Origin of the sequence: Bradyrhizobium sp. AUGA SZCCT0283 (genome assembly GCF_018130385.1) — a bacterium.
In the GTDB taxonomy this organism is placed as follows: Bacteria; Pseudomonadota; Alphaproteobacteria; order Rhizobiales; family Xanthobacteraceae; genus Bradyrhizobium.
This window is the reverse complement of sequence record NZ_JAFCLU010000023.1, coordinates 44,047-70,695: the sequence shown is the minus strand read 5'-3', so window position 1 is coordinate 70,695 and position 26,649 is coordinate 44,047. Positions and strand designations below refer to the sequence as shown.

The following is a 26,649-nucleotide window of genomic DNA, read 5'->3' as shown; positions in this document are numbered from 1 at the left end:
GGTCGAAAACGAATTCTCCTGCTTTCAAGGAGTCCATCAGATGCCGAAAGCCAAACGCCGAAAGCCGTACAATCCCGCCAAGGCGCATGACCGAAGGACGCGCGATCTGTTACGCAATGCCGAAGTCGCAACCGTCGAGGTCGATAATCCCCTGGCGTTGGAGCCGGGCGAGAAGATCATTGCCCTGCGTTCGATCCGCAACGACCCGCTCGCTCGCCTGCATTCCCACCGCCAGATCGACGAGGCGCAGTATCAGGCAGGGCGTGCGTTCCAGGGTGACTGGGAGAAGGCCGAGCGCGGACCGCGCGCGGTCGATCCGACCCGGGAATATGTCGATGGCGGGCAGAGCCGCGAACCGATCACCGAGGGCCAGCGCAAGGCTGTGCTGCGGTTGAACCGGGCCGAACGCGAACTCGGCGCGGACGGCTCGGCGCTGGTGCATGACGTGCTGGTCCAGGGTCTAACCATGGAGCAGGTCGGCCAGCGGAGGGGCCTGTGTACCAAACGCTGGAGCGACTATTTTTCAAGGCGATTGCGCGAATGCCTCGACCGGCTGGCGCTGTTATATGGGTTCGCGACGGAGCATCCTGTCCCCGTCAAAACCCTCCCGCGCTGAATCGCAGAGGCTGCACCACGTCATAGGCAGCCTTGCTTAGCGGTACCGCGTAGTCGACGGTCAATGCGCCGAATGGCGAGGCCCAGGTCAGGCCCGCGCCGACCGACGAGCGCACGACATTCTTGTTGGCGACCTGAAGCGATGCCGTCGATCCGCTATAGCGAAATACGCTGCCGGCATCTACGAATGCCGTGGCCTTCAGGCCGTATTCGTTGGGTACGCCGGGGATCGCACTCTGCAGCTCGGCGGTCGTCGCCCAATAAGCGCTGCCGCCGACATTATCCATTGTGGTGCCCGGCGTCAGGTCACGTGGGCCGAATCCGTTGGGAGCAAAGCCTCGCACCATGGTTGGGCCGCCGAAGAAATTGTTCATCAGCGGCACCTGCTGGCCGCCCCAACCGGTGACGTAGCCGCCCTGGGCGCGGACCATGCCAACCAGGTCGTTACTGAGCGATTTGTAATAGCGTACGTCTTCGGTGGTCTTGAGAAATTTGACGTCGCCACCAAGTCCCGCCAGATCCTGGCTGAGCTGCGACCTGATTCCGCTGGTCGGGTTCTTCGTGTTGTCCAGTGTGCTGTAGGTCGTCGTGCTGCCGGGGGCGGAGACCCAGGTCGGACCGGCGGCGGCCGCCTGCCGGACGGCCAGCGAGGACGTCAGACCCGAAGCGTTCGGCGAAAGCGTGATGTTCTGATTGTAGATCGAGTAGCGCCATTGCACGCCGAGTTGCTCGTTGATCGGCGTGCCCAGCTGCAGTCTCGCGCCGTAGGTGGTGCTGCCATAGGATTGGTAGCTATTGGCGTCGTTCTGGCGGCCGAAGAGTTCGATTCCGGCCGCGACCTTGGTGCCGAGAAAATAGGGTTCTGACGCGGCCAGGTCGATCCCGCGCGCATATTGGCCGTAGGTGAAGGCGGCCTGGACGTTTTTGCCCGTGCCATAGAAATTGCGCTCGCCTACTTTGACCTCGACAAGCGCGCCATCGGTGGTTGAGTAACCGCCGGCGACGTTGAAATCGCCTGTTGCCTGGTCAATCGCCTCGACATCGAGGATGACATGGTCCGGCGCCGAGCCCGGCCTGTTCGATATCTTCACCGTTTTGAAGTAGTTCAAGTTCTTCAGGCGCCGCTCGGCCCGGTCTATCAGCGTCTTGTTGTAGGCATCGCCTTCCGCGATGTCGAACTCACGCCGGATCACAAAATCGCGCGTGCGCGTATTGCCGTGGATCTCGATCCGCTCGACATAGGCGCGAGGCCCTTGTTCGATCACGAAGGCGACGTCGATACGTTGTGTGGCGGCATCGCGCGTGAGGCGAGGGGTCGCCTGGGCAAAGGGATAGCCGAGCTTTGCCATTTCGATCGCCAGCAGCTCCGTGGTCTTGTCCAGGGCGTTGCCGTCGAACACCGCGCCCGGATGGGCGGTGGGGAGGGCGCGAAGCTTGTCGCAATCCATGCCCGGGACGTTGCAGGCGACGCTGACTTCCCGGAAGCGATAGAGCGGGCCCTCATCGATTGCGAAGCTGAGCGTAAAACCCTTCGCCGCTGGATCATACTCGGCCTTTGCCGATGAGACGCTGACATCGGCATAGCCCTTGCCGCGGTAATAAAGCCGCAGTTGTTCCTGGTCTTGCGCGGTGCGGTCGGGATCGTAGACGTCACCGCCGGTCAAAAAACTCAACATATGGTGGGCGGAGGTCTTGATCACGGCGCGGAGCTGCCGTTTGCCGAAGGCCTTGTTGCCGGTGAAGTCGATCTGCCGTACCGGAGTTTTTGCTCCCTCCGCTATGGCGTAGATGAGGTCGACCCGGCCATTGCCGCGGTCGATGATTTGCGGATCGACGCTGACCTCGGAGCGGCCGGCACGCCGGTATGCCTCGATGATGCGGCCGACGTCGGCCTGCACGGTGGCGCGCTGCAGCGATCCGTGCGGTTTCGCTTCGACGGCGGCGGCAAGGTCGGTGTCCTTGACCTTCTTGTTGCCCTCGAATGCGACGCGGTCGAGCACAGGTGCTTCGGAAAGATGCACCACAAGCCGCCCGCCGGCGCGTTCGATGGAAACCTTTTCGAACAGGCCTGTCGCGATCAGCGCTTTCAACGCCGCGTCGCGCGCGGCATCGTCGAAATGCCCGTCGGGCATTGCGTGAAAGTAGGAGCGTACGGTCTCGGCATCGACGCGGCGGTTCCCCTCGACGATGATCGACCCTTTCGATGGCGGTACGGTTTCGGCGACGGCAGGCGCCGCGAAAATCAAGCCGAGGGCGCCCGCAAGCCGGCAAGCAGCCAGCCCCGATCTGGACGATCGGTTGTGCTGCGTGATGCGTCTGATCTCCACGTCCCGCCGGACCCCTATTGATCAGCTGAGATCGAATTGCCCGCGCGGGGCAAAAAAATGTCTGGGATAAGGTGAGTTGCGGGCGGGGTTTTCGTGATGCGCCACAATTTGGACGCTTTCTCTTAATGCGGATTTTCTCAGAATTGTCGCAATGCGCGCTTCATGCTCCGCCATCGAGAGAGCCCAAGACGCGCGCGCCAAAATTGCCGCATGCGTCTAGGCTCGCAGGAGCATCACATGCGTTATGCAGCTTTCATTGCCGCCGCGCTCATGCTGATCCAGCCCGCGCATGCAGAGAAGACGCCGGAGGTCGATCCGCGGGCCTCGCTCGGCGTGGTCCAGCAATGGATCTATAACTACCGGGCCAAGCCGGACTATGCCCATGTCCCGGCAGCCGTGCGCGTACTGTTTCATTCGCAGACGTTCAAGGAACCGGAGAATGCCGGAATCTATCTCGGCTTTATCGCGGGTGCGATCGGCTCAAACCCTGCCAAGGCCGAGCAGCTCATTGCCGGTCTGTTTCCTGTTCGACCGGAAGACGAGTGGGTGATCGTCCGTGCCATCGCTTATTCGGGGCTGCCCGACTGGAGAAACGTTCTTCGCCGGGTCGCGCCCCGAATGCCGGGCCGGCGGGTTATGATCGACGGCTATCTCACGGGCAAGCTGCCGACCTTGACCGACATCCCGCTGGAAGAGGTAAAGCCCGGCATGATGGACAAGTTACGCGGCGCGTTCACCAAGAGTCCCTTCGCCAAGGACGAGCGGAAGCTGAACACGACGCTCACGTTTGCGAGCAACCAGGATTTGCTGGATACGCTGTGGGGCTACTATTTTGCAACCGGCTCGCATGCGCCTATCCAGCGCATCATCCAGATGCTGCCTTGGAGCAAGAGCCGCGACACCATCGACAAGCTGACGGTCGGAAGCATGGCTCGCTATACGCTGGCCAGCTACGCGATCCGCGACGCCGGTTTGCGCGAATATCTCCGCAGCGAACTTGTCAGACAGCCGGCGGCGGTCAAGGTGCCGCTCGCCGAAGTGGTCGAGGCGGCGGACACGGTGCAAATCGCAGCCCTGCGCAAGGATGCGCTCGCCGCCGTGGATGAACTCAAGATCAAGGGCTCCGATAGCCGCCGCGACCTCAGCTTCTGGGGTCAGGTTGGTGTCGGCGCGGTCGCGCTCGGTTGTGTCTCTGCGGCTGCGCTGGGGCAGGTCGCGGTCGGCATTCCCTGTGTAATCGGCGGCTCGGCCTCGCAGGGATTGCTGTCGTTCTGGGAGAAGCAACAGTAATCCAGTGCCTGCGGCCGCGGCTCATTCCAGCCCGGCGCGGCGAAAGCCTTCGAGATAGTGCTCGCGATCGGCCTCGTGCTTCCAGGGTAACTGCGTCGCGATCCAGGCGAGCGAAATATTGGGCTGGGTCCGACGCAACTCGTGAAGCGCGGTCCGGGCGAGTTCGATCTGGCCGGTCATGCCGGCCGCGACCGTCAGCACCCGATAGGCGCCGGTGAGGTCGCCGCGCTGACGGGTCGCCTCGCGCGCCAGTGCAATCGCTTCCTCATAGTTCCGTCCGACGAATTGGGCGTAGGCGGCAACGCCGTAATAGATCGCGGAAGAGGGATCGCGCGGACTCTGGCGGATGGCGCGCTGGGTCGCCGCATAGGCATCCGTCCATCGCCCGCTATAGGACAGCGCCAGCGCATAATACCCCTGCGCCAGCGAGAAGTTCGGGTTGAGCTGGAGCGCCAGTTCGAACTCGGCGAGCGAATGGTCGAGCCGGCGCGTGGAGAAATACACGCTTGCTAGCGCCGTATGTGCCCAGGCATCCTCGCTATCGGCGACAATCGCCGCCAATGCCGCTTTCTCGGCGACAGGTGCTGCAGTTGCAAGGTCAGTCCAGCCCAGATGCACGCCGAACATATGGTTGGTCGCGAACAGGGCCAACGCCTGGCCGTAGTTCGGATCGATCGCAATTGCGCGTTCGAGCAGCGCCTGTGCGGCAAGGCTGTCGGGCCGCGTCACTCGCCAGTGATGCGATAACGCCCGCATCACCAGGTCCCATGCATCCACGCTGTTGGGTGGCTTGCGCCGGCTGCGAAAGTTCTCCGCCGCGTAGATCTGCGGCTCGATCGCGGTGACGATGGCGTCGGTGATCTCGTCCTGCACGGCGAATACGTCGGTGAGGTCGCGGTCGTAACGCTCCGCCCAGATATGACTACCCGTTGCGGTGTCGTTGAGCTGCGCGGTAATGCGTACGCGACCGCCGCTCCTTCTCACACTGCCTTCGACCACGTAGCGCACCCCGAGCTCGGCGGCGATCTGCTTCATCTGGACCGCCTTGCCCTTGTAGGTGAACGACGAGTTGCGCGCGATTACGAAGAACCAGCGCAATTTCGACAGTGCGGTGATGATGTCCTCGCTGATTCCGTCGGAGAAATACTCCTGCTCCCGGTCGCCGCTCATATTGTCGAAGGGCAGTACGGCTATTGCCGGCCGGTCGGGCAGCGCCAACCCCGAACGCGGTTGTTCCGCTTCTACCGGCGATGCTGCTCGTGCATCGCATGGGCCGTTCACGGCGCCGACGAAGCGAATCCCCTTGCGGGGAATGGTGCGGATGAGCCGCTGTTCCTTGCCGTTGTCGCTGATCGCGTTTCGAGCGGCGTTGATCCGGCTGTCCAGCGTCGAGTCCGAGACGATCCGCCCTCCCCACACTAGCGCAATGAGATCATCCCGGCTCACCACGTGATCGCGGTGTTTCAACAGGTGAACCAGCAAGTCGAATACTTGCGGCTGCATCGCCACCAGATCGCCGCCACGGCGCAGCTCGCGACGATCGGTGTCCAGGATGTGATTATCGAAGTTGAATTTCACTTGCCCCATCGCATATTTTCTCAAGAAACAATCAAGTCCGTCTCATGAAGAGATCAAGTGTCAGGCAAAGTCCTGGCGCCATTCTCCGTGCATCCTGCCAAGACCGGGAGTTGCAATCCCATTTCCCGCAGCGGAGTCAATTTCATGACGGAAACCCAAGCCATCAGCCCGGCAATGCCGGGCAATCGGCTGCTAAGATTCACTGCATTTCTGTTCGGCGGTGTGGCCTATCTCACATTTCTGTTCACGATTCTGTACGCCATCGGGTTCGTATCGGGGCTTGTGGTGCCGAAGGCGATCGACACCGGGGCGAAATCGGGGATATTCGAGGCAATTGTCGTCAATCTCGCATTGATGTCGTTATTTTCCGTCCAACATAGCGTCATGGCGCGTAAATCGTTCAAACACTGGTGGACGCAGTTTATTCCGAGGTCTGTCGAGCGCAGCACCTATGTGCTGTGTGCAAGCCTGACGCTTCTGTTGCTGTTCTGGCAATGGCGCCCGATGCCAACCGTGATCTGGAATGCCCAGGAGCCCGAGATGGCCATGATGATCGCCACACTGTCGTTCATTGGCTGGGTAATCGTGTTCACGAGCACCTTCCTGATCAATCATTTCGAACTGTTTGGACTACATCAGGTCGCCAACAATCCCGCAGGCCGCGAGATGCCGGCGCCCGTGTTCCGGACGCCGTTCTTCTATCGTTTTGTCCGGCATCCGATCTATCTCGGCTTCATCATCGCCTTCTGGGCGGCCCCGACGATGAGCGCGGGGCATCTGCTGTTCGCGGCGGTGACGACCGCCCACATCTTTGTCGGCATCATGCTCGAAGAGCGTGATCTCGTCGGCATGTTCGGCGACGAATATCGCCATTATCGGGAACAGGTTTCGATGCTGTTCCCCTGGCACAAACTGAGCTGACCACTTCTCAATTGTCTGAAGGGAGACGGAAGAATCATGAAGCATACTGGAAGCTGTTTTTGCGGTGCGGTTGAGGTCCAGGTCACGGGCACGCCGGAAGGAATGGGTTATTGCCATTGCCGTTCCTGCCGTTCATGGTCCGGGGGACCGGTGAATGCGTTCACCCTGTGGAAGCCGGAAGCGGTACGGATCACGGCGGGGGCGCAGCATGTCGCGACGTTCGAAAAGACTCCGATGAGCCAGCGTAAATACTGCGCGGAGTGCGGCGGTCATCTGATGACCAATCATCCGACCCTCGGGCTGGTCGATGTCTTCGCTGCAACCCTCCCGACACTCCCCTTCACGCCCGGCGTGCACGTCAATTACGCCGAGACGGTGCTGCCGATGCGGGATGGGCTGCCCAAACTGAAGGATTTTCCTGCCGAACTCGGCGGCTCCGGTGAGGTGATCGCCGAGTAGGAAAGACGGGCTTCCACAGCAGTGACGGCGCTGCGAACGCTGTTCGCGGCGCCAATTCATCGATGAGACGCCGCTCGACTCCCGGACCTCACCGGGGCGGGCGGCGTCTTTTTTGGGGCAGCGTCACGGTCGAGTTCGGGCCTGCAGCCTGAATGCGAGAGCCATGCGGCGGCCCCGCGTGCCGTCCTAAGAGCTATGTCAGCGGCAGGTCCCGCCCTGCAAAATCGGGGTTTGGTGTTACCCGCCTGGTTCCGGTAAGAAAGCCTTGAAGTCGCGGCGAAAGCCTTCGTTTCGCCAGGCAGAATAAAATAACAAGAGGAAATGCGGGAGATGACTGCCAGACCGCAATTGCCGGAGCGAATGCCGCGCGTAAAGGGCGAACCGACTGCGCTGGATGGTCTGCTGGTTGTCGACTTCACCCGGGTCGTGGCCGGCCCGGCCTGCACGCAAACACTGGCCGATTTCGGCGCCGAGGTGATCAAGATCGAAAACCCTGACGGGGGCGACGATACCCGCCATTATGAACACGCGGAAATCGGCGGCGAGAGCGCGGCCTTCCTTAGCCTCAATCGCAACAAGCGCGGCATCGCGCTCGATTTCAACAATCCTGCGGCGCTCGAAGTCGCGCGCGAACTGATCGCGAAAGCGGATGTCGTCGTGGAAAATTTCTCCGGCGGCATAATGAAGAAGTTCGGTCTCGACTATGCCTCCGTCGCGCCGATCAATCCGAAGCTGATCTATTGCTCGATCTCGGCCTATGGCCGCAAGGGCGAGTTCGCCTTGCGTCCGGGGTTTGATCCGATCACGCAGGCCGAAAGCGGCTTCATGTCGCTGAACGGATTTCCGGATGGCGAGCCGGTGCGGACCGGTCCGCCGATCGTCGACATGGCGACGGGTATGTCGGCATGCAACGCGATCCTGCTGGCGTTGATCGCCCGCGACCGGCTCGGCCGCGGCCAGCAGGTCGAGGTCGCGCTGATCGACACCGCCGTGACGATGACCGGCTTCTACGGCATGGCCTATCTGATCAGCGGCGCGAACCCTGGCCGCTTCGGAAATTCGCCGAACGGCTCGCCCACCGTCGGGGTCTATCAGGCATCCGATGGACCGCTTTACATGGCCTGCGCCAACGACCGCCTGTATCGCCGGCTGGTGGTGGACGTGCTCGATCGGCCGGACCTCGTCACCGATCCCGAGTTCGCCCACAGGAAAAACCGAACCGCCAACAAGGAAAAGTTGCGCGCCATCATCGCCGGTATCTTTGCCAGCGATAGCCTTGAGCACTGGATGGCGAAGATGAAGAAGGCCAACATACCGGTCGGCTATCTGCGCACCGTTGAGGAAGGTTTCAATGCACCGGAAGTGCGCGACCGCCATCGTCTCAGCCGGATTCCGCATCCGACCGCAGGCACCGTCCCCAATATTGAAACGCCGCTGCAGATGAGCCTGACGCCAACCGTCGATCCCGTGGCGGCGCCGCTGCTCGGCGAGCATACCAGGGAGGTGCTCCGAAAGACCCTCGGCTATGATGAGCGACGTATCGCGGCCCTGGCGGAGGCGGGGGCTTTCGGGAAGCCGGGCAATACGGCCTGAGCAGCGGCGATCGAGTTTGAATATCTGCAGCGGGGCGGTCGGCCATGAAGTCCCCGTCCGTTCGTTCAGAAAATTCACTGAACACTGACGTTTTTGGTCGCAACCGGAGCGGATGCTGGCGCCATGAAAACGCTGGCTGTCATGTCGCTTCTTGCATTGCTCACGATTTCTGGAGCGGCCTCTACTGACCAACTCTTCATGGGCGATCGGGAAACGGCGCGAGGGGTGGATTGTAGTTATGCCGTTCGGGCTCGGCTCGCTCTTTCCGGCGATGGAGGGTGGCCGATAAGATTTGCTCGAGGCGCTTAGACTGCAAGAGACGCTGCTCGATGTGCTGGGCAACGACGTTGTCGAGCTTTTTCATAGGAACGGTCCGCCCCTTACGTGTGTCATGGAGCGGCATTCAAGCGGAGACGAGGGAGTAGCTTGTGCTTCTACCACCGCCTTCGTCCTTGGCGAGGATGCCCTGGTCAACGAGATTTTGAATGTCGCGCAAGGCCGTATCGGGCGAGCACCTCTCGATTGTTGCCCATTTGCTCGAGGTCAGTTTTCCCTCGAATCCGTCCAGCAGACGATTGAGCATATCGCGCTGCCGGTCATTGAACCTGGCGGCGGCATGCCGCTTCCAGAATTCCGTCTTTTCGAGCACAGCTGCGAGAATAGTATTAGCTCCACTAAAGGCGCGGTCGAGACAGTCTAAGAACCACTCAAGCCACAACGTGACGTTGAGGTCGCCCTTCTGGGTGCTCCCCAGCATGTCGTAGTAAGTTTTCCGTTCCGCACGTATTTGGGCGGACATGCTGTAGAAACGTTGTGGGATTCCTTCGGAACGGGCAAGCGACATATCGGCGATGGCGCGCGCAATCCGTCCGTTGCCATCCTCGAAAGGGTGGATGGTCACGAACCAAAGATGCGCGATCGCGGCCTTGATGATCGGATCGATGTTTTCTTCCGTGTTGTACCAATTGAGAAACGCGGTCATTTCGCCGTCAAGCTTTTCCGCCGTCGGCGCCTCGTAATGCACGCGTTCGCGTCCGTAATCGCCGGAGACGACCTGCATCGGTCCTGCCGACGCGTCGCGCCAGGCTCCCACGGTGATCTTCTTCATGTTGCTGCGGCCCGTCGGGAAGAGCGATGCATGCCAGCCGAAGAGTCTCTCCGCCGTAAGCTCGGCTTGGAATTTCTGAGTGGCGTCGAGCATCATCTCGACAATGCCTTCGACATCGCGATCTGCCGACGGCAAAGCGCCCGCGTCCATGCCAAGGCGCCGCGCCAGCGATGATCGCACCGCGTTCTTGTCGAGCTTTTCTCCCTCGATGTCGCTGGATTTGAGGACTTCTTCGGTCAGGGTGGTCAGGACAGCTTCTTCCTGCTGGGGGAAGCCCAGTCCCTGCATCCGGCCGATAAGCTGCCCCTGCCGCAGCCGAACCGCGGCGAGCTGCTTTGCCAGGGTGTTCGAATCCCAGGAAAAGTGAGGCCAATCAGTTAGTTGGTGGATATAATTCGACATTATCCGCATCCTTTGCGGAGAATATGCCAGCTTTTCTCCGCATCCGCAAGGCTATTGTCCGCAAATTGTGCGGAGAATAGGCGGCCATTTCCCGCGTCGGGCCTAAATCCCAGGATCGGACGATCGATTGAGCCCGGGGTTAGCGGGAGCGGTACGTTCGTCAGCTCGCCCTGAGGACGGTTCTGCGACCCAATTCGGCCACGTAACCCAAACGTCCCTGACCGTCGATTCAGGCGAGACGGTGTAAGCGTGGAGCGGGCCGTTCTTTCGCATGCAATCATAATCGTTTCGTCAAATGATTTAATCCGGCGCCTTTTCGGGCAGTCAGTCGATCCCACGACGCTCGAACGAGGCACTTCGATTCGCTCGCCTACTGGCGCAAGTTTTTGTGCAGCGCTATCGAAGCAGACTAGACATTTGATCCAGTTTGATCATTCCGTTCACTTCTACTGAGGTGTTTCCCGCGCCGAAATTGGCGCAACGACGGTCTCACCTCGACGCTTTGATCAACGCGGATTTTGTTGGGGACCACGATTTTTGTTTTCGATTGAATGTGCATCGCTCTCGCCGTTTTTCAACGCGCCGTTCACCCCGCGCTATGAAGGGCAGCGAATGTTTCTGAAAAGGATCTCCGGCGTGTTCCTCGGTCATGCAGCGCCGGCCTCACAAACTTCCGCCGTTGATCCATTAGCGGCACCCTTGCCATGGCATGCTGGAAGCGCAGATCGCGATTCATCAGTGTGCCGGCCCTGATGGCGGCGCTTCCGGTTGCTTCCCTGGTTTCGAGGACGGGAAACTCCCACTCGATCCCGACGCCTCTCGCAAACGAATAACATCCCTGCGTTTGCACAACGCCTAACCCGTTTCAAAGCGGTAGCTTTTCCCATTTATCTGCGGCTAATGTGCCGCCAAACGGGAGAGAAGCAGCATGAATGAGGGGACCCCCCTACGGCCGTCGAGGAATGTCGAACTCGGCGCCAGTGGTGAAGAATTCCAGAATCTCCACGAATTCGTCCGAAAAGCCCGCTCCCGACTCAACCAGAACGCATGGGACTATATCGTCGGCGCCTCGGAGACGGAGACCACCATGCGCCGCAACCGCATGGCGCTCGACGAGATTGCATTCCGTCCCCGGGTGCTGAGGAACGTCGCTGAGGTCGACGGGTCGACTGAGGTATTCGGCCGCCGCTTGCGCCTGCCGGTCATGATTGCGCCGGTCGGCGCGCTCGAGATTTTCGATCCCGATTCAGGTGCGGCCGTCGCGCGGGGAGCCGGTCAGTTCGGCGCGGCCCACATGCTGAGCTCGGTGTCCGAACCAGGACTTGAGGCGACCGCCAAGGCGGCACCCAATGCGCTGCGCATTTACCAACTCTATGTCCGCGGTGACGACGCCTTCGTCGAAGACGTTGTCAGCCGCAGCATCGATAACGGTTATGCTGCATTCTGCCTGACCGTAGACACGGCGCATTATAGCCGGCGCGAGCGCGATATCGCCAAGCGGTATGTCCGCGAAAGCCGCATCCGGGCCACCGGCGGCGATTTCCAGAAGGGGCTGGATTGGCGCACGGTGAAGCTGATCAAGGACAAGTATAAAATTCCGCTGGTGATCAAGGGTATTGCGACTGCGGAAGACGCAGCCATCGCGCTCGATAATGGCGTGGACTGGATCTATGTGTCGAACCACGGCGGCCGCCAGCTCGACCATGGACGCGGTGCGATGCACGTCTTGCCGGAAATCGTCGACGCCGTTGCCGGCCGCGCCAAGATCATGGTCGACGGTTCGTTCTGCCGTGGCACCGACATCGTGAAGGCAATCGCGTCCGGGGCTGATCTGGTTGGCATCGGCCGCCTGCAATGCTGGGCGCTCGCAGCGGCAGGTGAAGCCGGCATCGTGCGGATGCTGGAGCTGCTGGAAGATGAGGTGATCCGCTGTCTCGGACTGCTCGGCGTCACCAGCCTTGCCGAACTTGACAAATCTTACCTGCATGCGGCGACCGCGACGAATCTTCCGAGCGTGTTCAGCGCCTTTCCATTGCTGGATATCGAACCCTATCGCTATTGAGAAGGGCAGCCGGGCCGGGTCTTTTCGCCTTAAACCAGCCCCGTCATTTCCGGAGTTGGTCGCTCGTCAGGGAACCTGGCGGGCGTCTCCGCATTATCAGCTGCGCCGAGGACGGCGTCGCCAAACACGAGTCTGATCTCCCATGGTCAAGTAGCCGGAATGGCAGAAAATCCTTTCGCTCAATTCAGCCTCGAGAAGGCAATCGGTCTTCGCTGGACGTTGCGGGATATTCAGGCGCGCCGCCTGAAAATGTCGCCGGTCAGCGACGAAGATTTGATGACATTGACAGGCCTCGGCCTGGTCGAAGTGCGCGACGAAGGGCTCGTGCTGACGCCGGCCGGAATCGCCGTGCTGAACGGGCCGTAATCAGCGCGCCTTCAGGAAGCTCTCACCGGAATCGCAAGGCGTGCAGCGGTAGGTCAGGACGTCGTAATTCTGGTCGCGCGGCTCGATCATGGCCAGCCGCATCTGTGCGCCGCATTTCATGCAAGGCATTTCAATGCTGATTTGAAACCGCGTACAGGTCGGCGTCGGTCGAAGCGTTTGCAGCATTTTATCCCCATGTCCCAAGAGAGACTTAAAAATCAGAGACGCAACGCCACCGACAGTCGGTCCTTAACCCGAATCACTATGCCACACTGTTGCCACCATTGGAATCGGGGTCGCACCCGTATGGCTACGGGCCGCGAGGAAAGGAAATCATTCCTTTTGCCATCCGTTGGGATTGGGTCTGCCGGATGCCGGCGGACCAGGTCCGTGCCCGGCGGATGCCCGGTCCAATACGACGCAGACGCAGCCGGGAATTGTGCTAACCTGCCAAAGTCGACATTGGAGAAGCGACCATGACCGAACCGAAACTCGAAGTCCCGGCGGAGCTGCGCGAACTGGCCGAGAAAACCATCGATCAGGCAGAAAAGGCGTTCGGCATGTTCTTCGATGCCGCCGGAAAGTCCATGACGTCGATGCCCGGCGCGGGTACGGAAATTTCCAGGCAGGCGCTGACGTTCACCGAACAGAATATGAAGGCTGCGTTCGAGCATGCTCGAAAGCTGGTCCATGCGACCGACCTTCAGGAAGCGATGCGGATCCAGTCTGAATTCCTGCGCAGCCAGTTTACCAACGCCGGCGAACATATGCGTCAGATCACCGGCGGGGTCATGTCCGCTGCAAAGGATTCGACGAAAGGCAAGTTCTGAAGAGGTGCGCTAGCGGCGGCGCGCGATCGCGACGCCGAACAGAAAGGCGATGAACAAGCTGGCCAGCGGCGCTTCGCGGGTAATCGCGCTGATGGTCGCGAGCGGCATTCCCGGTCGCCGTGCGGCTGTGATCGCGTCGCTGATACGGCCGGCCGCGGCCTGCAGCGCGTCAGACACTTCCGTGAGCGTGCGCGATACATCAGTTGCCGTGTCAATGGCGCGTTCCGCCATGCCGGGCTGCGACGGGTCTGGGGTTTCGATTTTCACGTGCTGCAACTCACTCGGTCGCCGGCATTTGCCGGCCACGGCTGATATCCTGACAATGCGCAGTCAGAACATTTGTTCCCTCATCGCCTTGCTGGACTGATGAGGAACCTTCCTCATCGTCGGGATTTATTCCCGTCAGAGGAAATCAACGCGGATCTTATATGGCGAAGGTTTTGACGGAAGATCGTCTGAATAGACCCGGCGGCGCGCCGCTGAAGGCAGCGATTGCAGTCGCGGTTCTCGGCGTGCTCGGCATGCTGATCGTCGACCATGGGCCGTGGAGCAAGCCGAAGGTACAGCCGGCCTTTATGGCGAGTTACAGCTCTACCGGCGAGGCTGCGCGGGCAGCCGGGGCCAAGGTCATGCCGACCGAACCAAAGCTGCAGGTGGAGCCTGAGCCACCCGTGCCAAAGCCCGTTCATCCGGTAAACCCAGCGCCGGAGTAAAACGCGACGTTTGACACCTCCGGCAAATCACCGGCATAACGGCATCATCACCGAGGTCCGCAAGCTTCTGAACGAGCGCGTCAGCGCACGCTGACGAATGCGCCCCAGCACGCAGCCAACCCCGCAGCGACCAGCACGAGCAGCGGATTGTCGCAGAATGGGCTGCCATATTGGCACATCGTTACACCCAGCGAGCCGATCTCGTGATGGCTTGCCGCATAGAACAAGCCCGACAGAATCGTGAGCACGGCAGCAACGAAATACATTCGACAGCCTCCTTGCGCTCGGTTGGGCCGCGGGTTGCGCCATCCATGGCCCAACGATTTTGATGTCGCTGTGCTGAATCTGGTTTGCTTTGACTACTTGACGCGTCGGGCAAATCAGGGGCACATTGGCATCATCGCCGATATCGTAGAGCCCGCGCCGGAAACGGCGGCGGGCTTTTCCGTTTCGAGATTGTCGGCCAGGGCAGTTTCAATTTATCGAAACCGTTTCGTCGAATTTTCTGCAATTTGTTAAGAGCCGGCCATCGGAGCGCAGTCAAGGCCGCAAACCGGCGGAGCCGGTCGTATGCACCGCGAGCCTTTATTGCGACCGTCAGTCTGGCAGTGGTCCCCAGGCAATCGCGGCTCGACATCCTCCTGAGCGCACGCAACAAGACGCTCCGATGCGAATGATGGCGTTCGGAACACAGATGTTGAATGCTTTCTCAGTTCGAGCGGCACCGTGCCGCTTCATGCGGCACCGCTGCTGTGTCATCAAAATCAATCAATGTGCAGACAAACCCTTCGATCACCGGCAGCTGGCGCGATATCGTCGCTGTTATTTTGCCGGTCTCGCCGTCTCGCGCGGGCGAAGCAATCCAGAGCCTGCAGACGGTCGGGATCGCTTCTCCGCTGCCGCTTCGCTCGTTGCGCTAGTGGGGGACGAGCTGCACTTCCAAACGATATCAGGAGGTTGGCATGACGGGGTCTCTGATATGGCTCGCCTTTGTCGGGCTGATTTCCACTCTCTATGTGAAGAAATTGTGGATCTTAGACAAGGTTTTTGGCCTCGGCACATCCGATCCGATCATGGGCTCGGGGGCGATTACCTCGCATCTTGTGGTGCCGCTCTATTTCGCCAAGCGAGGTTTTGAAAACGCGGCGCGGTTTATCAAGCGATGACCAGAATGCAGGCAGCGGATGTCAGAGCTATCGTCGCCGAGACTCTGGCCGAACAACAGAGGATTGGTCGAGACGATATCGATGCAATGGTTCTCAAAGCCGTCGCGACAACACTGACTTCATTTGGAATCGACGAAGATGATCGCAAAGAGCTTCGCTCGGACTTTCAACACTTGCGGCGCTGCCGTAGAGGCGTCGAGCAGGCACAAAGCTATGCATTCAAGGCTGTCATCACGGTGATTGTAACTGGTTTTGTCGTGGCTGTATGGCTCGGCATCAAGGCAACGCTCGGCAAATGACCGGACATCAACGATGAGCGCGAGTTCAGGTGCGGCGGATGTATCGGAGTCGCGAGGTCGACGCGAATAACAATGACGTTGCCGATGTTGCCCGCTCACGTCAAACTGAAAGCTCCGACCGATGGCCGCGTAACGCTGACACTACAATCTTCCAGGGCTTCAGGAGCGCACGCTGAAGAGTATGTTAGCTTGAAGGTGATGACCGCTGGAGGGCGGTCGTCAGGCGGTCAAGCTCGCCATGCTGGAGGAATGCTGTCTAAGAGCTAATGACCATTTAGAAATTATACAACGGGCGTTTTGGATTTCCTTCGGGATTGCGTGTAGCCATCTTGCAGAACTGGCGTTCGACCTTGATTGGTCCCCCTCCGGAACTTTTGGTTCCATCGGGCGTTCTCGTCTCGCAGAAATCGGCGGCCCGGGAAGGGTGCAATGTCGAAATTCCCTGTTGGAATCGTCGTTCTGGGAGTGTCCTGCCTGTTTCTGGCCACTGCGCCGTCGAGCACCGCTCTGGCGAGAGGCCTACACATGCGGATTGGCGGCGGCCCCATCGGCATTGTGAAATCCGTTGCCTCGCTGGCTTTCCGAGGCCTGTATGACCGGCGCGGCGAGCGCGTTAGAACGGCAAACCTCCATGACGAGGCGACCGGCGCGTTGTCGCGCGCCGATGTCACCCGCGGCGCCGACTGGGTCATAAAGCCGGTGGCACGGGTGCAGGTCGGAGCCGCCGCCGCGCTGGCGGGATGGCAAGGCCGCCGTGGCGCGAGCGGATGGTGGCAGCATGGTGATGGCGGGTATGGATGGGTGGGTCCGTTGTTCTGGCCGTTCGCCTATTACGACATCTACGACTACACGCTCTGGGGCGATGGCATCGGCTTCTGGGGCTATGGCTATCGCGATATCTACGCGGCGATATTCACGCCCTATGGCTACGAGGACCTCACCCGCTATATGGCGTCCTCGCGCAGCCGGCGGCATGGCAGGCTGCCTTCGCTCGCACAAATCTGTGGCGATGATGCAAGCGAGTTTGCCGGTCTGCCGATCAAACAGATCAGGCAGGGGATCCTGCTGAGCGAGGAGCAACGCGCGGCGCTCGACGACCTTGCCAACGCGTCAGTCAAGGCCGCCCAAATCATCCGCGCGGCCTGTCCGGTCGAGGTCGCGCTAACGCCGTCTGGCAGACTCGCCGCGATGCAACAGCGCCTGGAGGCGATGAAATCCGCGATCGCGTTTGTAACGACGCCATTCGAGACATTCTACGAGCTGTTGGACGACGACCAGAAGGGGAAGCTCGCCGAGTTTTCCGGTCAGCGCGCACCATTTGCGCCCAAGGTTCCGGCCATTCAGAGCTGCACGCCGCCCGAGGTGCTGCCATGGCCCGGCAGCGAGATCGAGGCGAGGCTGCATCTGAACGACTTACAGCGTGAGGGGCTGGACGCGCTTCAGCGGATGAGCGCGCTTGCCAGGAACACGCTGAATTTCAATTGCCAGCCGGACGAGAACCTCAATCCGCCCGACCGCCTTGCGACAGCCGATACACGGCTCGACGCCATTCTAGACGCGATCAAGCTGTTGCGGCCGGCCCTGGACGATTTCCTCGCAACGCTGAGCGACGAGCAAAAGGCTCAATTCGAGACCATCGGGGCAAAGCGCACGAGCTGACGGATCAGCCGGCCGGGAGCTAGTGGTCCGATTCCAACATTCACGTCCCGCCCCACAAGGATCGGGCTTGCATTCGCGCCCGGCGCAAATGACCACGGCCCGGGGGCGCGATGAAGTCAGTTCGGCCTGCGCCAGCATATTCCAGCCGAAGATTGCCATCAGCTGATGCGGCGTCGCGCCGTTCTCCGCGGCGACGGTCGCGCCGGCCTTGCGGAGGCCGGTGGGCGCGGCCGGGGACGCCGGCGGACTTTGGGGTGCCAGTAAACCCCTAGGAGGGAGAGCCACCCCGGCCCCCCGCACCGCCCATTGTCCGGTTATTCAGTTAGGGAGCGGAGAAGGTTCGATCCCAGTTGCTCTCCCTCCGGCGCTTTGTCCGGTGGGATTCAATTGCAAAGGCGCAATATAGCCATTTCCAATTCGATTTTCGGTTCGCCAGATTCTAGAATCTCGCTCTTACTTGTCCGAAGGCCGGTTTCTCTCCGATCCTCTGAACTCCGCTAGTTCAGCACGGACCTCGAGATCCGATCGTTCCACCCGCAAATGAGCTTTTACCTGAAAGAGGTTGTTGGATATTCTCGAATGGGCGAGAGCCTCCGACTACGAAATCAGGCGATAGCACAACAAAGTTTTTCTCTGATCCGCCATCTCGAGGTTCAATTCCTCCCACCCCAGCCACACATTCTTGCTTTCGGCCAGGCTCCCTAAGAAACGCGAGACTGCCGCCCGGGGCGGCATCCAATTTCACGCGCTGAAACGAACTCGCGGCGGACGAGCGTGAACACAACACCAGAGCAACGAGAGCCGTTCGTCAGTCGCAAAACCAATGCATTCCAGGCACTTCCCTGACCACTAAGCACGCCCACCCGAATTCAAAAATGTTGCCGAAGAGGGTCGAACTCCCAACCTTCGGATTACAAAGCCACGGTACGCTGCGACCCTCCAGTGCTTTCAATGTCGCGGGGGTTTCGCCGATTCCCGCGCCGTGCTCGGCTAGGCTGCCGCATCGCGAAACAAGGGCGGCTCGTTGATTTTTCGAAAGGGAGGCTTGAACCGGCTCGACCGCGTGAGTCACCGCGTTGGGCCTTCATACTCTTCGTGCGTACCCACAAATTTGATGAGAGCGATTTTGAACTTGTAAGAGAAAAGGACAACAAGTCTACTCGAGCCACAACTTCATTCGCACAGGTTGGCGCCTGTTCAGTCCCAAGGATCTTGGGACATGGCCAAATACGCTTTATCGGCGCAAGGACGTGAAATAGCGGCTCGGCCGTTCGGCGCCTCAAATTGCTCTGCTCGGCCGGGGGCCCTCGCGGATAACGGGCCGTTTTGTGCTTTTGGCAATAGCTCGTGGCGGAATAGCCATGCTTCGCGTGCGCCTTGATCATTGCCGGTCAGCCGGTAGACTGGCAAAGCTCGGGCGGCGCAAAGCAACGGAGCAGGCGAGGAAACATATGGCTGGAGACGGCGGAAAGCCGGAAGCAGGTTCGTCCGCGGGGCCGGGCGCGGACAGCTATGTCGCCATGGTTGCGCGTGCCAAGGCCCTGATTCCAGAATTGCGCGATCGTGCCTCAAGGACGGAAGAGCTTCGGCGCCTGCCGCCGGAGACAGAGCGCGATTTGCATGACGCCGGCTTGTTCCGAATCGTGCAACCCAAACGCGTTGGAGGGGCCGAGCTTGACTATGTCGCTCTGGTCGATTGCGCCGACGCGCTGGGGCAGGCGGACGCCTCCGTGGCGTGGAATTTCGCCAATCTTGCCAGCCATCACTGGATGCTGGGCATGTTTGACCGGCAGGCGCAGGACGCTGTCTGGAGCAGGAATGCCGATGCGCTGATCGCGTCATCCTTCATCTTTCCAGCCGGTCGCGCGAGAAAGGCGGATGGAGGATATGTCCTTCGCGGTCACTGGCCGTTCTCCTCGGGTGTCGAGTCTTGCGACTGGAACATGCTTGCCGGCGTGGTGTCTTCCGAAGATGAGGCTGACGGCATCGAGTATCGTATATTCCTGCTCAACAGGAGCGAGTACAGGATCAACGACACCTGGAATGCGACGGGACTGTGTGGCACCGGATCGAACGACGTATGGGTCGAGGATGTCTTTGTTGCGGAGAAAATGACCGTCGCGGTCAGCGAGCTGACCGGCGGACCGACGCCGGGAAGCGTAGTCAATCCAAACGCGCTGTATGCGCTGCCGGTATTCTCTCTCTTCCCTTACGTGTTGTCGGGTGTCGGCTTGGGTAATGCGCAAGCCTGTCTGGATGACTACGTCGAATTCACGCGGCATCGGGCCTCGACCTACAATCGGGCCAAACTCAGCGACCTGCAGACGACCCAAATCAAGATCGCAGAGGCCTCCGCCAAGATCGATGCGGCGCGCCTCGTCATGCGCACGAACTGCATCGATGCGATGGCCGATGCAAGGCGGGGCCATGTTCCCGACCTCGCGGCAAAGACGAGACTGCGGCGGGATGGTGCGTTCGCGGTGAAGCTCTGCACCGAAGCGGTCTCGCTGTTGTTCGCGGCAAGCGGTGCGCGCAGCCTGTTCACGTCGGGCGCGCTGCAGCGGCAATTCCGCGACGCCCACGCGGTGAATTCGCACCTCGCATTCAATTTCGATGCGGCGGGAACCAACTATGGACGCGTGGCGCTGGGCCTGCCGTCCGAAAATCTGACGCTCTGAGGCCTGGCGGATGTCTGACGCACCCAAACATCCGGCCGATCCGGCCAATGAATTTGCCAGCGACAACTCGGCGATCGATCCCCGGGACTTTCGCAATGCACTTGGCACTTTCGCCACAGGCGTCACTATCGTCACGGCGATGGCGGCCGATGGAAGGCCGTATGGCGTGACCTGCAACTCGTTTGCCTCGGTGTCGCTCAATCCGCCGCTGGTATTGTGGAGTCTCGGGATGTTTTCTCAGGGACTCACGATCTTCCAGAATGCCAGCCATTTCGCGGTGAATGTTCTCGGAGCTTCCCAGGAAGCACTGGCATCGCAGTTTGCAAAATCGTCGGAGGACAAGTTCGCCGGCGTGAGCTGGACGCCGGGGCTTGGCAATGCGCCGGTGTTGACCGACAGCGTCGCCAATTTCCAATGCCGCGCGGCCAATCGGTATTACGGCGGCGACCACATCATCTTCCTGGGCGCTGTCGAGGCCTACACCTATAATCGGCAGGAACCGCTACTGTTTGCGCGTGGCAGCTTCGGCCGGTTTATTGCCGGGGACGGCAACAAGTCCTCGTGAGCGGATCGCCGAATCTCGCTGGAGATCCCGCGGCCCTGCGGTCGACCCGCAATTTAATTCTTTGCCATCTCCGCGCGATACCAGTCGCCGATCTCGCTGGCTGTCATCAGTGCCACACCGTCGTGACCTAGGACGTAGTCGAGCAGCGCTTCCAGATACTTGATGCGATGCGGAACGCCTGTGATGTAGGGGTGAATCGAGATAGCCATGATCCGCGCGTTCGACGCGCCTTCGAGATATAGCCGGTCGAACTGGTCAGTGCAGCGTTTCAGGAACTGCTCGGAAGGCAGATGCTGCAGCGCGTGGATGACGATATCGTTGGTTTCGACCGAATAGGGGATCGTGGTGATGGTGCCGTGAGGCGTGGCGATGTCCTGCGGCAGATCGTCGATTACCCAGTCCGCGACATACTCGATGCCGTTGAGGCGAAGCAGATCAAGGGTTTCCTCGGTCTCCGTGAGGCCGGGGCTTTCCCATGACCGTGGCGGCTTCCCTGCAAATTTCGAAATTGTCTCGACCGAGCGCTTGATGGCATCCGCCTGGCTTTCGACCTTGTGCATCGGACCCTGAACAAAGCCGTGGCCCATGAATTCAAAGCCGGCTTCGAGCGCTGCGGCTGCGACGCGCGGGTAGGTGTTAACGACATTGGCGTTGAGCGCCAGGGTCACTGGCATTTTGCGATCGGTCAGCGCCTTGAATTGGCGCCAGAAGCCCGCGCGCATCCCGTATTCGTGCCAGGACCAGTTCGGCACGTCGGGCAATAGTGGCTGACCCATCGGCGGGCTCAGCACTGTGCGAGGCATGGCGCTCTCGATCCGCCATTCTTCGACATTGAGGATAACCCATACCGCAAGCTTCTTGCCGCCGGGAAGCGTCAGCTTCGGTCGGTCGACCTGTGCTTGATAGGGGATGCGATCGCTCAGTGCCACGGCAAGCTTCCTGGTGTAGCTGGACTATTCGGCGGCCTTGGAGGAGCCGGATGCGCCGGCATTGACGCGCGGCATGACCTTTTCGGCCATCAGGATCATTGACTGGCGTCCGAGTTCGCGATCCTTCCAATCCTTGCCGGCGTAGAGCAGTGTGCCGAAGGGCCCGGTCTCCTCCTGAAACGCCAGCAGTTGATCGGCCACGCTCTCCGGCGTGCCATGAATGATCAGCTTGTCGCAGATCGATTCCAGCGTCACTTCGTCGTCGGGCTGATCGCGGCGCGTTTTGAACAATTCGATACGGCCACCGCGCTTCAGCTTGGTGAACAGCGAGCGATAGTAATAAACATAAGGCCCGTTCGGATCGATGGCGTAGGCCTTCGCCGTTGCTGCGTCCTTGGCGACGAACACGCTCTTGGCAACGCGCCAATTTGCTGTATCCGCAGGACGGCCGGCGCGTTCGCAGCCCTCCACGTATTTCGGCCAGTGGCTTTTCACCCAGGCCGGCATCAGGAAATTTGCTGAGATCGGCTCCCAGCCGCGTGCGGCGGCTTCCGTCACACCCTTTGAGAACGGTGCCACCGCCGTGACCACGATCGGTGGGTGCGGCCGTTGCAGTGGGCGCGGAATGAAGCCCTGGCCGATGTCTTCGATCAGGGTCTTCTGAACCGATATGTTCCAGAATTGGCCCTGAAGATTATAGGGCGGCTCGCTGGCCCAGATCTGAAGTACCTGATTGATCGCCTCGAGGAACATGGCATTCCTGTCCGCCTCGAGATTGCCGAACGCTTCCGCGTCTGACAGCAGGCCGCCGGGGCTGATGCCGAAGATCAGGCGTCCGTCGAGCATATGATCGAGCATCGCGATCGAGGCTGCAATCGCCGCCGGATGTGCGTTCGGCATGTTGACGGTACCGGTGCCAAGCTTGATCTGCCTGGTCGCCGCCGCGAGCCACGCGATGAAAGCTATGCAGGAAGTAATATTCTCCGCTTTGTCGGTGACGTGCTCACCGACGTAGGCTTCAGTGAAGCCGAGTTCATCGGCCAGCAAGAAAGCCTCGCGGTCCTCCTTGAGCGAAAGCCGCCAATCCTTGTCGACAGGATGGATCGGCATCGTAAAAAACCCAAGCTTCATGGTCTGCTCTTCCCCAAAGGCAGGCTTTTTGTTGGGACGGAACGTGCGTCGTTCGTCGCACGAAAACAAGCTCAAAGTCGAAATAATCACCCGACAACAAACTTGACCTTTGGCGGTCTCAGCCGTCTAATCCCGCAAAAATGCCGATCGTTGGCCGGGGAGGTCACCAAAAATGAAGGCCTCGGCTTTCGCTTACGCCCGCGCAACCAGCGTCGCAAATGCGCTGGAATTGCTGACCGCGCATGGCGAAGGGGCCAAGGTGTTGTCGGGCGGCCAGAGCCTGTTGCCGGCGATGAATCTTCGCCTGCTCGCGCCCGATCTCATTGTCGATATCGGTGAGTTGGCCGAGTTGCGCGGGATTGTGGTGAAGGAAGGCGCCCTCAGCATCGGTGCGCTGACACGTCACGCCGATCTATTGAAATCTCCGGAAATAGCAACCCATGCTCCCTTGCTGACGGATGCGGTCGCCCATGTTGCCCATCCTGCAATCCGCAACCGTGGCACCCTCGGGGGAAGCCTTGCGCACGCAGATCCGGCTTCCGAACTGCCGGCATGCATGCTGACGCTTGGCGCTACGATCATTGCTCGCGGGCCGGGTGGCGAGCGGCGGATCGCGGCAAGCGAGTTCTTCGCCGGGATCTACGAAACTGCGCTCAAGCCGCAGGAACTGTTGGTCGCGGTTGAATTACCGGTGACCCCGAAATATTCGACGCATTTCTTTCACGAGTTTGCCCGTCGACATGGCGACTACGCAATCGTGGGTCTCGCAGCGCAGGCCTTCGTCAGGGATGGGCGGTTTACTGATCTTCGCCTTGGTTTCTTTGCCGTGGGCGATCGCCCGTTGCTGGCCAGGTCTGCCGGCAAACTGGTCGATGTCGCGATCACGTCTGCGGTGTTGTCCGAGGCGTTTTCCGCATTGGATGAAGAGCTCGACCCTCTGGACGATCATCAGGCGACACCCGCCATGCGCCGGCATCTGGCGAAGGTCCTGTTGGCGCGTTGCGTATCGTCGCTGCTTGGCCGCCCTGATCTCCGCATGGGAGCATCAGCGTGACGACTGCGGTTACGATTTCGCTGAATGTTAATGGTGAACGTGTTGAAGCGAGCGTACTTCCGCGCCTGAATTTGGCGGATTTTCTTCGCGACCATCTCAAGCTGACTGGCACGCATGTCGGTTGCGAACACGGGGTGTGCGGAGCATGCACGGTCCGCGTCAATGGCGATATCGTCCGTTCCTGCTTGCTGCTTGCGGTGCAGATGCACCATGCGACGGTTGAGACGATCGAGGGTCTCTCCGACAGCGGCGAGATTGCCGATTTGCAGTCTGCATTCCGGGAGCGTAACGCATTGCAGTGCGGCTTCTGTACGCCGGGAATGCTGATGGCGGCACAGGATCTGCTGAAGCAGTCGCCGTGTCCGGATCGAGAACAGATCCGCGAACATCTTTCCGGCAATTACTGCCGCTGTACGGGCTACCAGGCCATCATCGACGCCATCGAGACCACAGCGCGGGCGCGCACCGGACGCTTGCCATGACGTCGACACAGGCAAATCCTGAAACGCTTTCTGCGCTGGACCGTCCGAATTCCTATATCGGCAAGACAGTGCCGCGGCCGAACCTTGACCGGCTGATGCAGGGGCGCGGGCTCTATGTCAGCGACATGGAGTTGCCGCGCATGGCGCATGTCGTATTCCTGCGCTCGCCGCATGCGCACGCAAAGATCAATGGTATCGACGCTTCGGCGGCCAAGCAGATGCCGGGAGTGATTGCCGTCGTTTCAGGCAAGGAACTCTCGACGGTCATCACGCCGTGGGTCGGCGTACTCTCGCATTTGAAGGGCCTCAAATCCGCCCCGCAAAGTGCCATCGCGGTTGACCGCGTGTGCTGGCAGGGCGAAGCGGTCGCGGCCGTGGTGGCGATCAGCCGCGCTCTGGCCGAGGACGCCGCGGAGCTCGTCTCGGTCGATTATGAGGAGCTCGATGCCGTAACGGACATGCGCACCGCGCTTGATCCAGCTACAGCCGTGATCCATGTCTCGCTGGGCGACAATCTGGCTTTTGAGCGCAATCACGATGCGGGCGCCGTCGATCAGGCCTTTGCCGAATCGGACGAGGTGGTGGAGGCAGAGTTCGTTTTCGGACGGCACACCGGCGTGACGCTGGAACCGCGCGCGGTGGTAGCAGACTGGAACGCCGCGGAAGCGAGACTGACCATCTATCAAGGCACGCAGGCGCCGCATATGGTGCAAAATATCGCAGCGGTCCACCTCGGTTTGAAGGAATCGCAAGTTCGCGTGGTCTGCAAGGACGTTGGTGGCTCCTTCGGTATCAAGGTCCATATCTATGCCGACGAGATGGCGACCTACGCGCTTTCCAAGCTGCTGCGGCGCCCGGTCAAGTTCGTTGCCGACCGGGTCGAGAGCTTCAACACCGATATTCATGCCCGCGACCATCGCTGCAAGGGAAAGATCGGCGTCAAGCGCGATGGCACCATCACGGCATTCGAGATCGACGATCTCACGGGGATCGGGCCCTATTCGATGTATCCGCGCACCAGCGCGATCGAGGCCAATCAGGTCGTCAATCTCGTCGGCGGCCCCTATGTGACCAGGAATTATCGCGCCCGGGCCCGCGTCGTGTTCCAGAACAAGAACGTGATGTGCCAGTACCGTGCCGTTGGCCATCCGATCGCCTGCTCGGTGACGGAAGGCCTGGTCGATCTGGCGGCCATGAAGATCGGCATGGATCCGATCGAGATCCGTCGTCGCAATCTGATTGCCGATGACGCTTATCCCTGTGCCTCGCCGTCAGGTTTGCGCTTCGAGCAACTGTCGCACCATGCAGCGCTCGCCAAGCTCGTCAAAATGATGGACTACGACGCGTTGCGCGCCGAGCAGACCGCCCTGCGGGCGAAGAACATCCATCGTGGTATCGGCATTGCGAGCTTCATCGAGGTTACCAATCCCAGTGCGGCGTTTTATGGCGTCGGCGGTGCGAAGATCTCCTCGCAGGATGGCGTCGCGGTGCGGCTGGACGCGCAGGGGTCAGTGATCTGCCAAACAAGTATCACTGAGCAGGGACAGGGATCCGAATCGCTCACGGCACAGATCGTCGGAAGCGTACTTGGCGTCTCGATGGATCGCGTCCGTGTGATTCTGGGCGACACCGATAATACGCCGTATGGCGGAGGCACTTGGGCCTCGCGCGGCGCCGGTATCGGTGGGGAGGCCGCACTTCAAGCCACCAAGGTACTGCGCAACAACATCCTCGACGTGGCGGCCGCCGTCCTGCAATCGACGCCAGGGGAACTCGACATTGTCAACAATGGCGTCGTGGATGCCGTCGATGGCACGCCGCGGATCGACTTGAGCGAACTCGCGCGCATTGTCTATTTTCGTCCCGATACGCTGCCGCCGGGCATCCAGCCCGAGTTTATGGCTACCAGGCACTTTGTCCCGCGCGAATACCCCTTCGCCTTCACCAACGGCGTTCAGGGCTCCTGGTTGGAGATCGATACCGATACCGGTTTTGTGAAGCTGCTCAAGCATTGGGTGGTCGAGGATTGCGGCACCATCATCAATCCACAATTGGTCGATGAGCAGATCAGGGGAGGCGTGGTGCAGGGCCTCGGCGCCGCACTGTTCGAGAAATGCGTGTATGACGAACGCGGCCAGCTCACCAATGCCAATATGGCCGATTATCTGGTCCCGATGTCCGGTGAGATGCCTGACATCGATGTCGGGCATGTGGTTTCGCCGACCTTGGAGTCGGAGCTGGGAGCAAAAGGCGCAGGTGAGGCCGGCACGGCGGGGGCGGCTGCGGCCGTCACCAATGCGGTCAACGACGCACTCCGGCCGTTTGGGACAATCATCACAGAAATTCCGCTGACCCCGCAGGTTATCCTGACCGCGTTGGGGCGGATATAATACGGCGACAAGATCGATCAGCCAGAACGAGA

At 60.4% G+C, this 26,649-nt stretch carries 26 protein-coding genes and 1 pseudogene; 18 read left to right on the top strand and 9 right to left on the bottom strand.

The features are described from left to right. Nucleotides 1-40 precede the first annotated feature (40 nt). The gene (locus tag JQ624_RS27105) at nucleotides 41-616 is read left to right on the top strand and encodes a DUF6456 domain-containing protein (protein WP_212421966.1); all 576 of its coding nucleotides are present in this window, start codon (nucleotides 41-43) and stop codon (nucleotides 614-616) included. Here JQ624_RS27105 and bamA read toward each other — a convergent pair. After that, on the bottom strand, nucleotides 597-2,942 hold the full coding sequence (gene bamA / locus JQ624_RS27100; RefSeq protein ID WP_312014501.1) for an outer membrane protein assembly factor BamA: 2,346 nt from the start codon (nucleotides 2,940-2,942) through the stop codon (nucleotides 597-599). The two genes, JQ624_RS27105 and bamA, sit on opposite strands and share 20 nt — an antisense overlap. A gap of 237 nt (nucleotides 2,943-3,179) precedes the next feature. Between bamA and JQ624_RS27095 the strand changes: the two genes are divergently transcribed. Continuing rightward, nucleotides 3,180-4,232, top strand: coding sequence for a hypothetical protein (locus tag JQ624_RS27095; RefSeq protein WP_212421965.1), 1,053 nt, complete (start codon nucleotides 3,180-3,182; stop codon nucleotides 4,230-4,232). Nucleotides 4,233-4,253: 21 nt separating this feature from the next. Here the strand turns inward: JQ624_RS27095 and JQ624_RS27090 are convergent, their stop codons facing one another. Further along, a complete protein-coding gene (locus tag JQ624_RS27090; RefSeq protein ID WP_212422010.1) occupies nucleotides 4,254-5,810 on the bottom strand; it encodes a winged helix-turn-helix domain-containing tetratricopeptide repeat protein in 1,557 nt (518 codons plus the stop codon). 144 nt (nucleotides 5,811-5,954) lie between these two features. Between JQ624_RS27090 and mddA the strand changes: the two genes are divergently transcribed. From mddA to JQ624_RS27075, 3 genes are all read left to right on the top strand, one after another. Next, nucleotides 5,955-6,731 carry a methanethiol S-methyltransferase gene (mddA, locus tag JQ624_RS27085; protein WP_212421964.1) on the top strand — a complete coding sequence of 259 codons (777 nt, stop codon included), beginning with the start codon at nucleotides 5,955-5,957 and terminating at the stop codon, nucleotides 6,729-6,731. Nucleotides 6,732-6,767: 36 nt separating this feature from the next. Beyond that, the gene (locus JQ624_RS27080; RefSeq protein WP_212421963.1) at nucleotides 6,768-7,190 is read left to right on the top strand and encodes a GFA family protein; all 423 of its coding nucleotides are present in this window, start codon (nucleotides 6,768-6,770) and stop codon (nucleotides 7,188-7,190) included. Nucleotides 7,191-7,520: 330 nt separating this feature from the next. Then, nucleotides 7,521-8,783 carry a CaiB/BaiF CoA-transferase family protein gene (locus JQ624_RS27075; protein WP_212421962.1) on the top strand — a complete coding sequence of 421 codons (1,263 nt, stop codon included), beginning with the start codon at nucleotides 7,521-7,523 and terminating at the stop codon, nucleotides 8,781-8,783. A gap of 196 nt (nucleotides 8,784-8,979) precedes the next feature. Here the strand turns inward: JQ624_RS27075 and JQ624_RS27070 are convergent, their stop codons facing one another. Next, nucleotides 8,980-9,147: a hypothetical protein gene (locus JQ624_RS27070; RefSeq protein ID WP_212421961.1), complete on the bottom strand. Its 168-nt coding sequence runs from the start codon at nucleotides 9,145-9,147 to the stop codon at nucleotides 8,980-8,982. A gap of 39 nt (nucleotides 9,148-9,186) precedes the next feature. Further along, complete coding sequence (locus JQ624_RS27065; RefSeq protein WP_249130100.1) at nucleotides 9,187-10,293, bottom strand: Fic family protein; 1,107 nt, start codon at nucleotides 10,291-10,293, stop codon at nucleotides 9,187-9,189. A 928-nt stretch (nucleotides 10,294-11,221) separates the two neighbouring features. On the opposite strand from JQ624_RS27065, the gene JQ624_RS27060 reads away from it, so the two are divergent. From JQ624_RS27060 to JQ624_RS27050, 3 genes are all read left to right on the top strand, one after another. Then, entirely contained in the window at nucleotides 11,222-12,355 is a 1,134-nt protein-coding gene (locus JQ624_RS27060) for an alpha-hydroxy acid oxidase (protein WP_212421959.1), read from the top strand. Nucleotides 12,356-12,514: 159 nt separating this feature from the next. Continuing rightward, nucleotides 12,515-12,721: a hypothetical protein gene (locus tag JQ624_RS27055; RefSeq protein WP_212421958.1), complete on the top strand. Its 207-nt coding sequence runs from the start codon at nucleotides 12,515-12,517 to the stop codon at nucleotides 12,719-12,721. A 476-nt stretch (nucleotides 12,722-13,197) separates the two neighbouring features. Then, a complete protein-coding gene (locus tag JQ624_RS27050; RefSeq protein WP_212421957.1) occupies nucleotides 13,198-13,551 on the top strand; it encodes a phasin in 354 nt (117 codons plus the stop codon). 9 nt (nucleotides 13,552-13,560) lie between these two features. Here JQ624_RS27050 and JQ624_RS27045 read toward each other — a convergent pair whose 3' ends face one another. Further along, nucleotides 13,561-13,782 carry a hypothetical protein gene (locus JQ624_RS27045; RefSeq protein ID WP_249130111.1) on the bottom strand — a complete coding sequence of 74 codons (222 nt, stop codon included), beginning with the start codon at nucleotides 13,780-13,782 and terminating at the stop codon, nucleotides 13,561-13,563. A gap of 197 nt (nucleotides 13,783-13,979) precedes the next feature. Between JQ624_RS27045 and JQ624_RS27040 the strand changes: the two genes are divergently transcribed. Next, nucleotides 13,980-14,264, top strand: coding sequence for a hypothetical protein (locus tag JQ624_RS27040; RefSeq protein WP_212421956.1), 285 nt, complete (start codon nucleotides 13,980-13,982; stop codon nucleotides 14,262-14,264). 80 nt (nucleotides 14,265-14,344) lie between these two features. Here JQ624_RS27040 and JQ624_RS27035 read toward each other — a convergent pair whose 3' ends face one another. Then, nucleotides 14,345-14,530 (bottom strand): hypothetical protein, encoded by a 186-nt coding sequence (locus JQ624_RS27035; RefSeq protein ID WP_212421955.1) that lies wholly within the window; start codon nucleotides 14,528-14,530, stop codon nucleotides 14,345-14,347. A gap of 435 nt (nucleotides 14,531-14,965) precedes the next feature. Between JQ624_RS27035 and JQ624_RS27030 the strand changes: the two genes are divergently transcribed. The 4 genes from JQ624_RS27030 to JQ624_RS27015 all read left to right on the top strand — a co-directional run bounded on the left by JQ624_RS27030 (nucleotide 14,966) and on the right by JQ624_RS27015 (nucleotide 17,388). Then, the gene (locus JQ624_RS27030) at nucleotides 14,966-15,184 is read left to right on the top strand and encodes a hypothetical protein (RefSeq protein ID WP_212421954.1); all 219 of its coding nucleotides are present in this window, start codon (nucleotides 14,966-14,968) and stop codon (nucleotides 15,182-15,184) included. Between the two features lie 42 nt (nucleotides 15,185-15,226). Beyond that, entirely contained in the window at nucleotides 15,227-15,430 is a 204-nt protein-coding gene (locus JQ624_RS27025; protein WP_212421953.1) for a hypothetical protein, read from the top strand. A gap of 5 nt (nucleotides 15,431-15,435) precedes the next feature. Then, the gene (locus JQ624_RS27020; protein ID WP_212421952.1) at nucleotides 15,436-15,729 is read left to right on the top strand and encodes a hypothetical protein; all 294 of its coding nucleotides are present in this window, start codon (nucleotides 15,436-15,438) and stop codon (nucleotides 15,727-15,729) included. 429 nt (nucleotides 15,730-16,158) lie between these two features. Beyond that, entirely contained in the window at nucleotides 16,159-17,388 is a 1,230-nt protein-coding gene (locus tag JQ624_RS27015; RefSeq protein ID WP_212421951.1) for a Spy/CpxP family protein refolding chaperone, read from the top strand. A 1,068-nt stretch (nucleotides 17,389-18,456) separates the two neighbouring features. On the opposite strand, the pseudogene JQ624_RS38770 reads toward JQ624_RS27015, so the two are convergent. Continuing rightward, nucleotides 18,457-18,537, bottom strand: a pseudogene (locus JQ624_RS38770) (hypothetical protein); the annotation flags it as partial. 302 nt (nucleotides 18,538-18,839) lie between these two features. Here JQ624_RS38770 and JQ624_RS27005 point away from each other — a divergent pair. Together JQ624_RS27005 and JQ624_RS27000 are read left to right on the top strand one after the other, a co-directional pair. Then, nucleotides 18,840-20,066, top strand: a complete 1,227-nt coding sequence (locus tag JQ624_RS27005; protein ID WP_212421950.1) for an acyl-CoA dehydrogenase family protein — start codon at nucleotides 18,840-18,842, stop codon at nucleotides 20,064-20,066. A 10-nt stretch (nucleotides 20,067-20,076) separates the two neighbouring features. Further along, on the top strand, nucleotides 20,077-20,631 hold the full coding sequence (locus JQ624_RS27000) for a flavin reductase family protein (RefSeq protein WP_212421949.1): 555 nt from the start codon (nucleotides 20,077-20,079) through the stop codon (nucleotides 20,629-20,631). Nucleotides 20,632-20,684: 53 nt separating this feature from the next. Here JQ624_RS27000 and JQ624_RS26995 read toward each other — a convergent pair whose 3' ends face one another. Together JQ624_RS26995 and JQ624_RS26990 are read right to left on the bottom strand one after the other, a co-directional pair. Then, nucleotides 20,685-21,560: a polysaccharide deacetylase family protein gene (locus JQ624_RS26995; RefSeq protein ID WP_212421948.1), complete on the bottom strand. Its 876-nt coding sequence runs from the start codon at nucleotides 21,558-21,560 to the stop codon at nucleotides 20,685-20,687. A 24-nt stretch (nucleotides 21,561-21,584) separates the two neighbouring features. Beyond that, nucleotides 21,585-22,691, bottom strand: coding sequence for an LLM class flavin-dependent oxidoreductase (locus JQ624_RS26990; RefSeq protein WP_212421947.1), 1,107 nt, complete (start codon nucleotides 22,689-22,691; stop codon nucleotides 21,585-21,587). Between the two features lie 172 nt (nucleotides 22,692-22,863). On the opposite strand from JQ624_RS26990, the gene JQ624_RS26985 reads away from it, so the two are divergent. The 3 genes from JQ624_RS26985 to JQ624_RS26975 are packed head-to-tail and all read left to right on the top strand — an operon-like array spanning nucleotide 22,864 to nucleotide 26,617. Beyond that, complete coding sequence (locus JQ624_RS26985; RefSeq protein ID WP_212421946.1) at nucleotides 22,864-23,745, top strand: xanthine dehydrogenase family protein subunit M; 882 nt, start codon at nucleotides 22,864-22,866, stop codon at nucleotides 23,743-23,745. Further along, a complete protein-coding gene (locus tag JQ624_RS26980; protein WP_212421945.1) occupies nucleotides 23,742-24,227 on the top strand; it encodes a (2Fe-2S)-binding protein in 486 nt (161 codons plus the stop codon). Before JQ624_RS26985 ends, JQ624_RS26980 begins: the two co-directional genes overlap by 4 nt. Beyond that, complete coding sequence (locus JQ624_RS26975; RefSeq protein WP_212421944.1) at nucleotides 24,224-26,617, top strand: xanthine dehydrogenase family protein molybdopterin-binding subunit; 2,394 nt, start codon at nucleotides 24,224-24,226, stop codon at nucleotides 26,615-26,617. The genes JQ624_RS26980 and JQ624_RS26975 overlap by 4 nt, the downstream gene beginning before the upstream one ends. Nucleotides 26,618-26,649 lie beyond the last annotated feature (32 nt).

Excerpts from the sequence above, each read along its gene's own strand:
- JQ624_RS26990 (WP_212421947.1), bottom strand. The coding sequence starts at position 22,691 with ATGAAGCTTGGGTTTTTTACGATGCCGATCCATCCTGTCGACAAGGAT.
- JQ624_RS26985 (WP_212421946.1), top strand. The coding sequence starts at position 22,864 with ATGAAGGCCTCGGCTTTCGCTTACGCCCGCGCAACCAGCGTCGCAAAT.
- JQ624_RS27020 (WP_212421952.1), top strand. The coding sequence starts at position 15,436 with ATGCAGGCAGCGGATGTCAGAGCTATCGTCGCCGAGACTCTGGCCGAA.
- JQ624_RS27015 (WP_212421951.1), top strand. The coding sequence starts at position 16,159 with ATGTCGAAATTCCCTGTTGGAATCGTCGTTCTGGGAGTGTCCTGCCTG.
- JQ624_RS27050 (WP_212421957.1), top strand. The coding sequence starts at position 13,198 with ATGACCGAACCGAAACTCGAAGTCCCGGCGGAGCTGCGCGAACTGGCC.
- JQ624_RS27035 (WP_212421955.1), bottom strand. The coding sequence starts at position 14,530 with ATGTATTTCGTTGCTGCCGTGCTCACGATTCTGTCGGGCTTGTTCTAT.
- JQ624_RS27070 (WP_212421961.1), bottom strand. The coding sequence starts at position 9,147 with ATGAAAAAGCTCGACAACGTCGTTGCCCAGCACATCGAGCAGCGTCTC.
- JQ624_RS27030 (WP_212421954.1), top strand. The coding sequence starts at position 14,966 with ATGCTTTCTCAGTTCGAGCGGCACCGTGCCGCTTCATGCGGCACCGCT.
- JQ624_RS27040 (WP_212421956.1), top strand. The coding sequence starts at position 13,980 with ATGGCGAAGGTTTTGACGGAAGATCGTCTGAATAGACCCGGCGGCGCG.
- JQ624_RS27000 (WP_212421949.1), top strand. The coding sequence starts at position 20,077 with ATGTCTGACGCACCCAAACATCCGGCCGATCCGGCCAATGAATTTGCC.
- JQ624_RS27005 (WP_212421950.1), top strand. The coding sequence starts at position 18,840 with ATGGCTGGAGACGGCGGAAAGCCGGAAGCAGGTTCGTCCGCGGGGCCG.
- JQ624_RS27055 (WP_212421958.1), top strand. The coding sequence starts at position 12,515 with ATGGCAGAAAATCCTTTCGCTCAATTCAGCCTCGAGAAGGCAATCGGT.
- JQ624_RS27060 (WP_212421959.1), top strand. The coding sequence starts at position 11,222 with ATGAATGAGGGGACCCCCCTACGGCCGTCGAGGAATGTCGAACTCGGC.
- JQ624_RS27025 (WP_212421953.1), top strand. The coding sequence starts at position 15,227 with ATGACGGGGTCTCTGATATGGCTCGCCTTTGTCGGGCTGATTTCCACT.
- mddA (WP_212421964.1), top strand. The coding sequence starts at position 5,955 with ATGACGGAAACCCAAGCCATCAGCCCGGCAATGCCGGGCAATCGGCTG.
- JQ624_RS27075 (WP_212421962.1), top strand. The coding sequence starts at position 7,521 with ATGACTGCCAGACCGCAATTGCCGGAGCGAATGCCGCGCGTAAAGGGC.
- JQ624_RS27080 (WP_212421963.1), top strand. The coding sequence starts at position 6,768 with ATGAAGCATACTGGAAGCTGTTTTTGCGGTGCGGTTGAGGTCCAGGTC.
- JQ624_RS27105 (WP_212421966.1), top strand. The coding sequence starts at position 41 with ATGCCGAAAGCCAAACGCCGAAAGCCGTACAATCCCGCCAAGGCGCAT.
- JQ624_RS26975 (WP_212421944.1), top strand. The coding sequence starts at position 24,224 with ATGACGTCGACACAGGCAAATCCTGAAACGCTTTCTGCGCTGGACCGT.
- JQ624_RS27045 (WP_249130111.1), bottom strand. The coding sequence starts at position 13,782 with ATGGCGGAACGCGCCATTGACACGGCAACTGATGTATCGCGCACGCTC.
- JQ624_RS27065 (WP_249130100.1), bottom strand. The coding sequence starts at position 10,293 with ATGTCGAATTATATCCACCAACTAACTGATTGGCCTCACTTTTCCTGG.
- JQ624_RS27095 (WP_212421965.1), top strand. The coding sequence starts at position 3,180 with ATGCGTTATGCAGCTTTCATTGCCGCCGCGCTCATGCTGATCCAGCCC.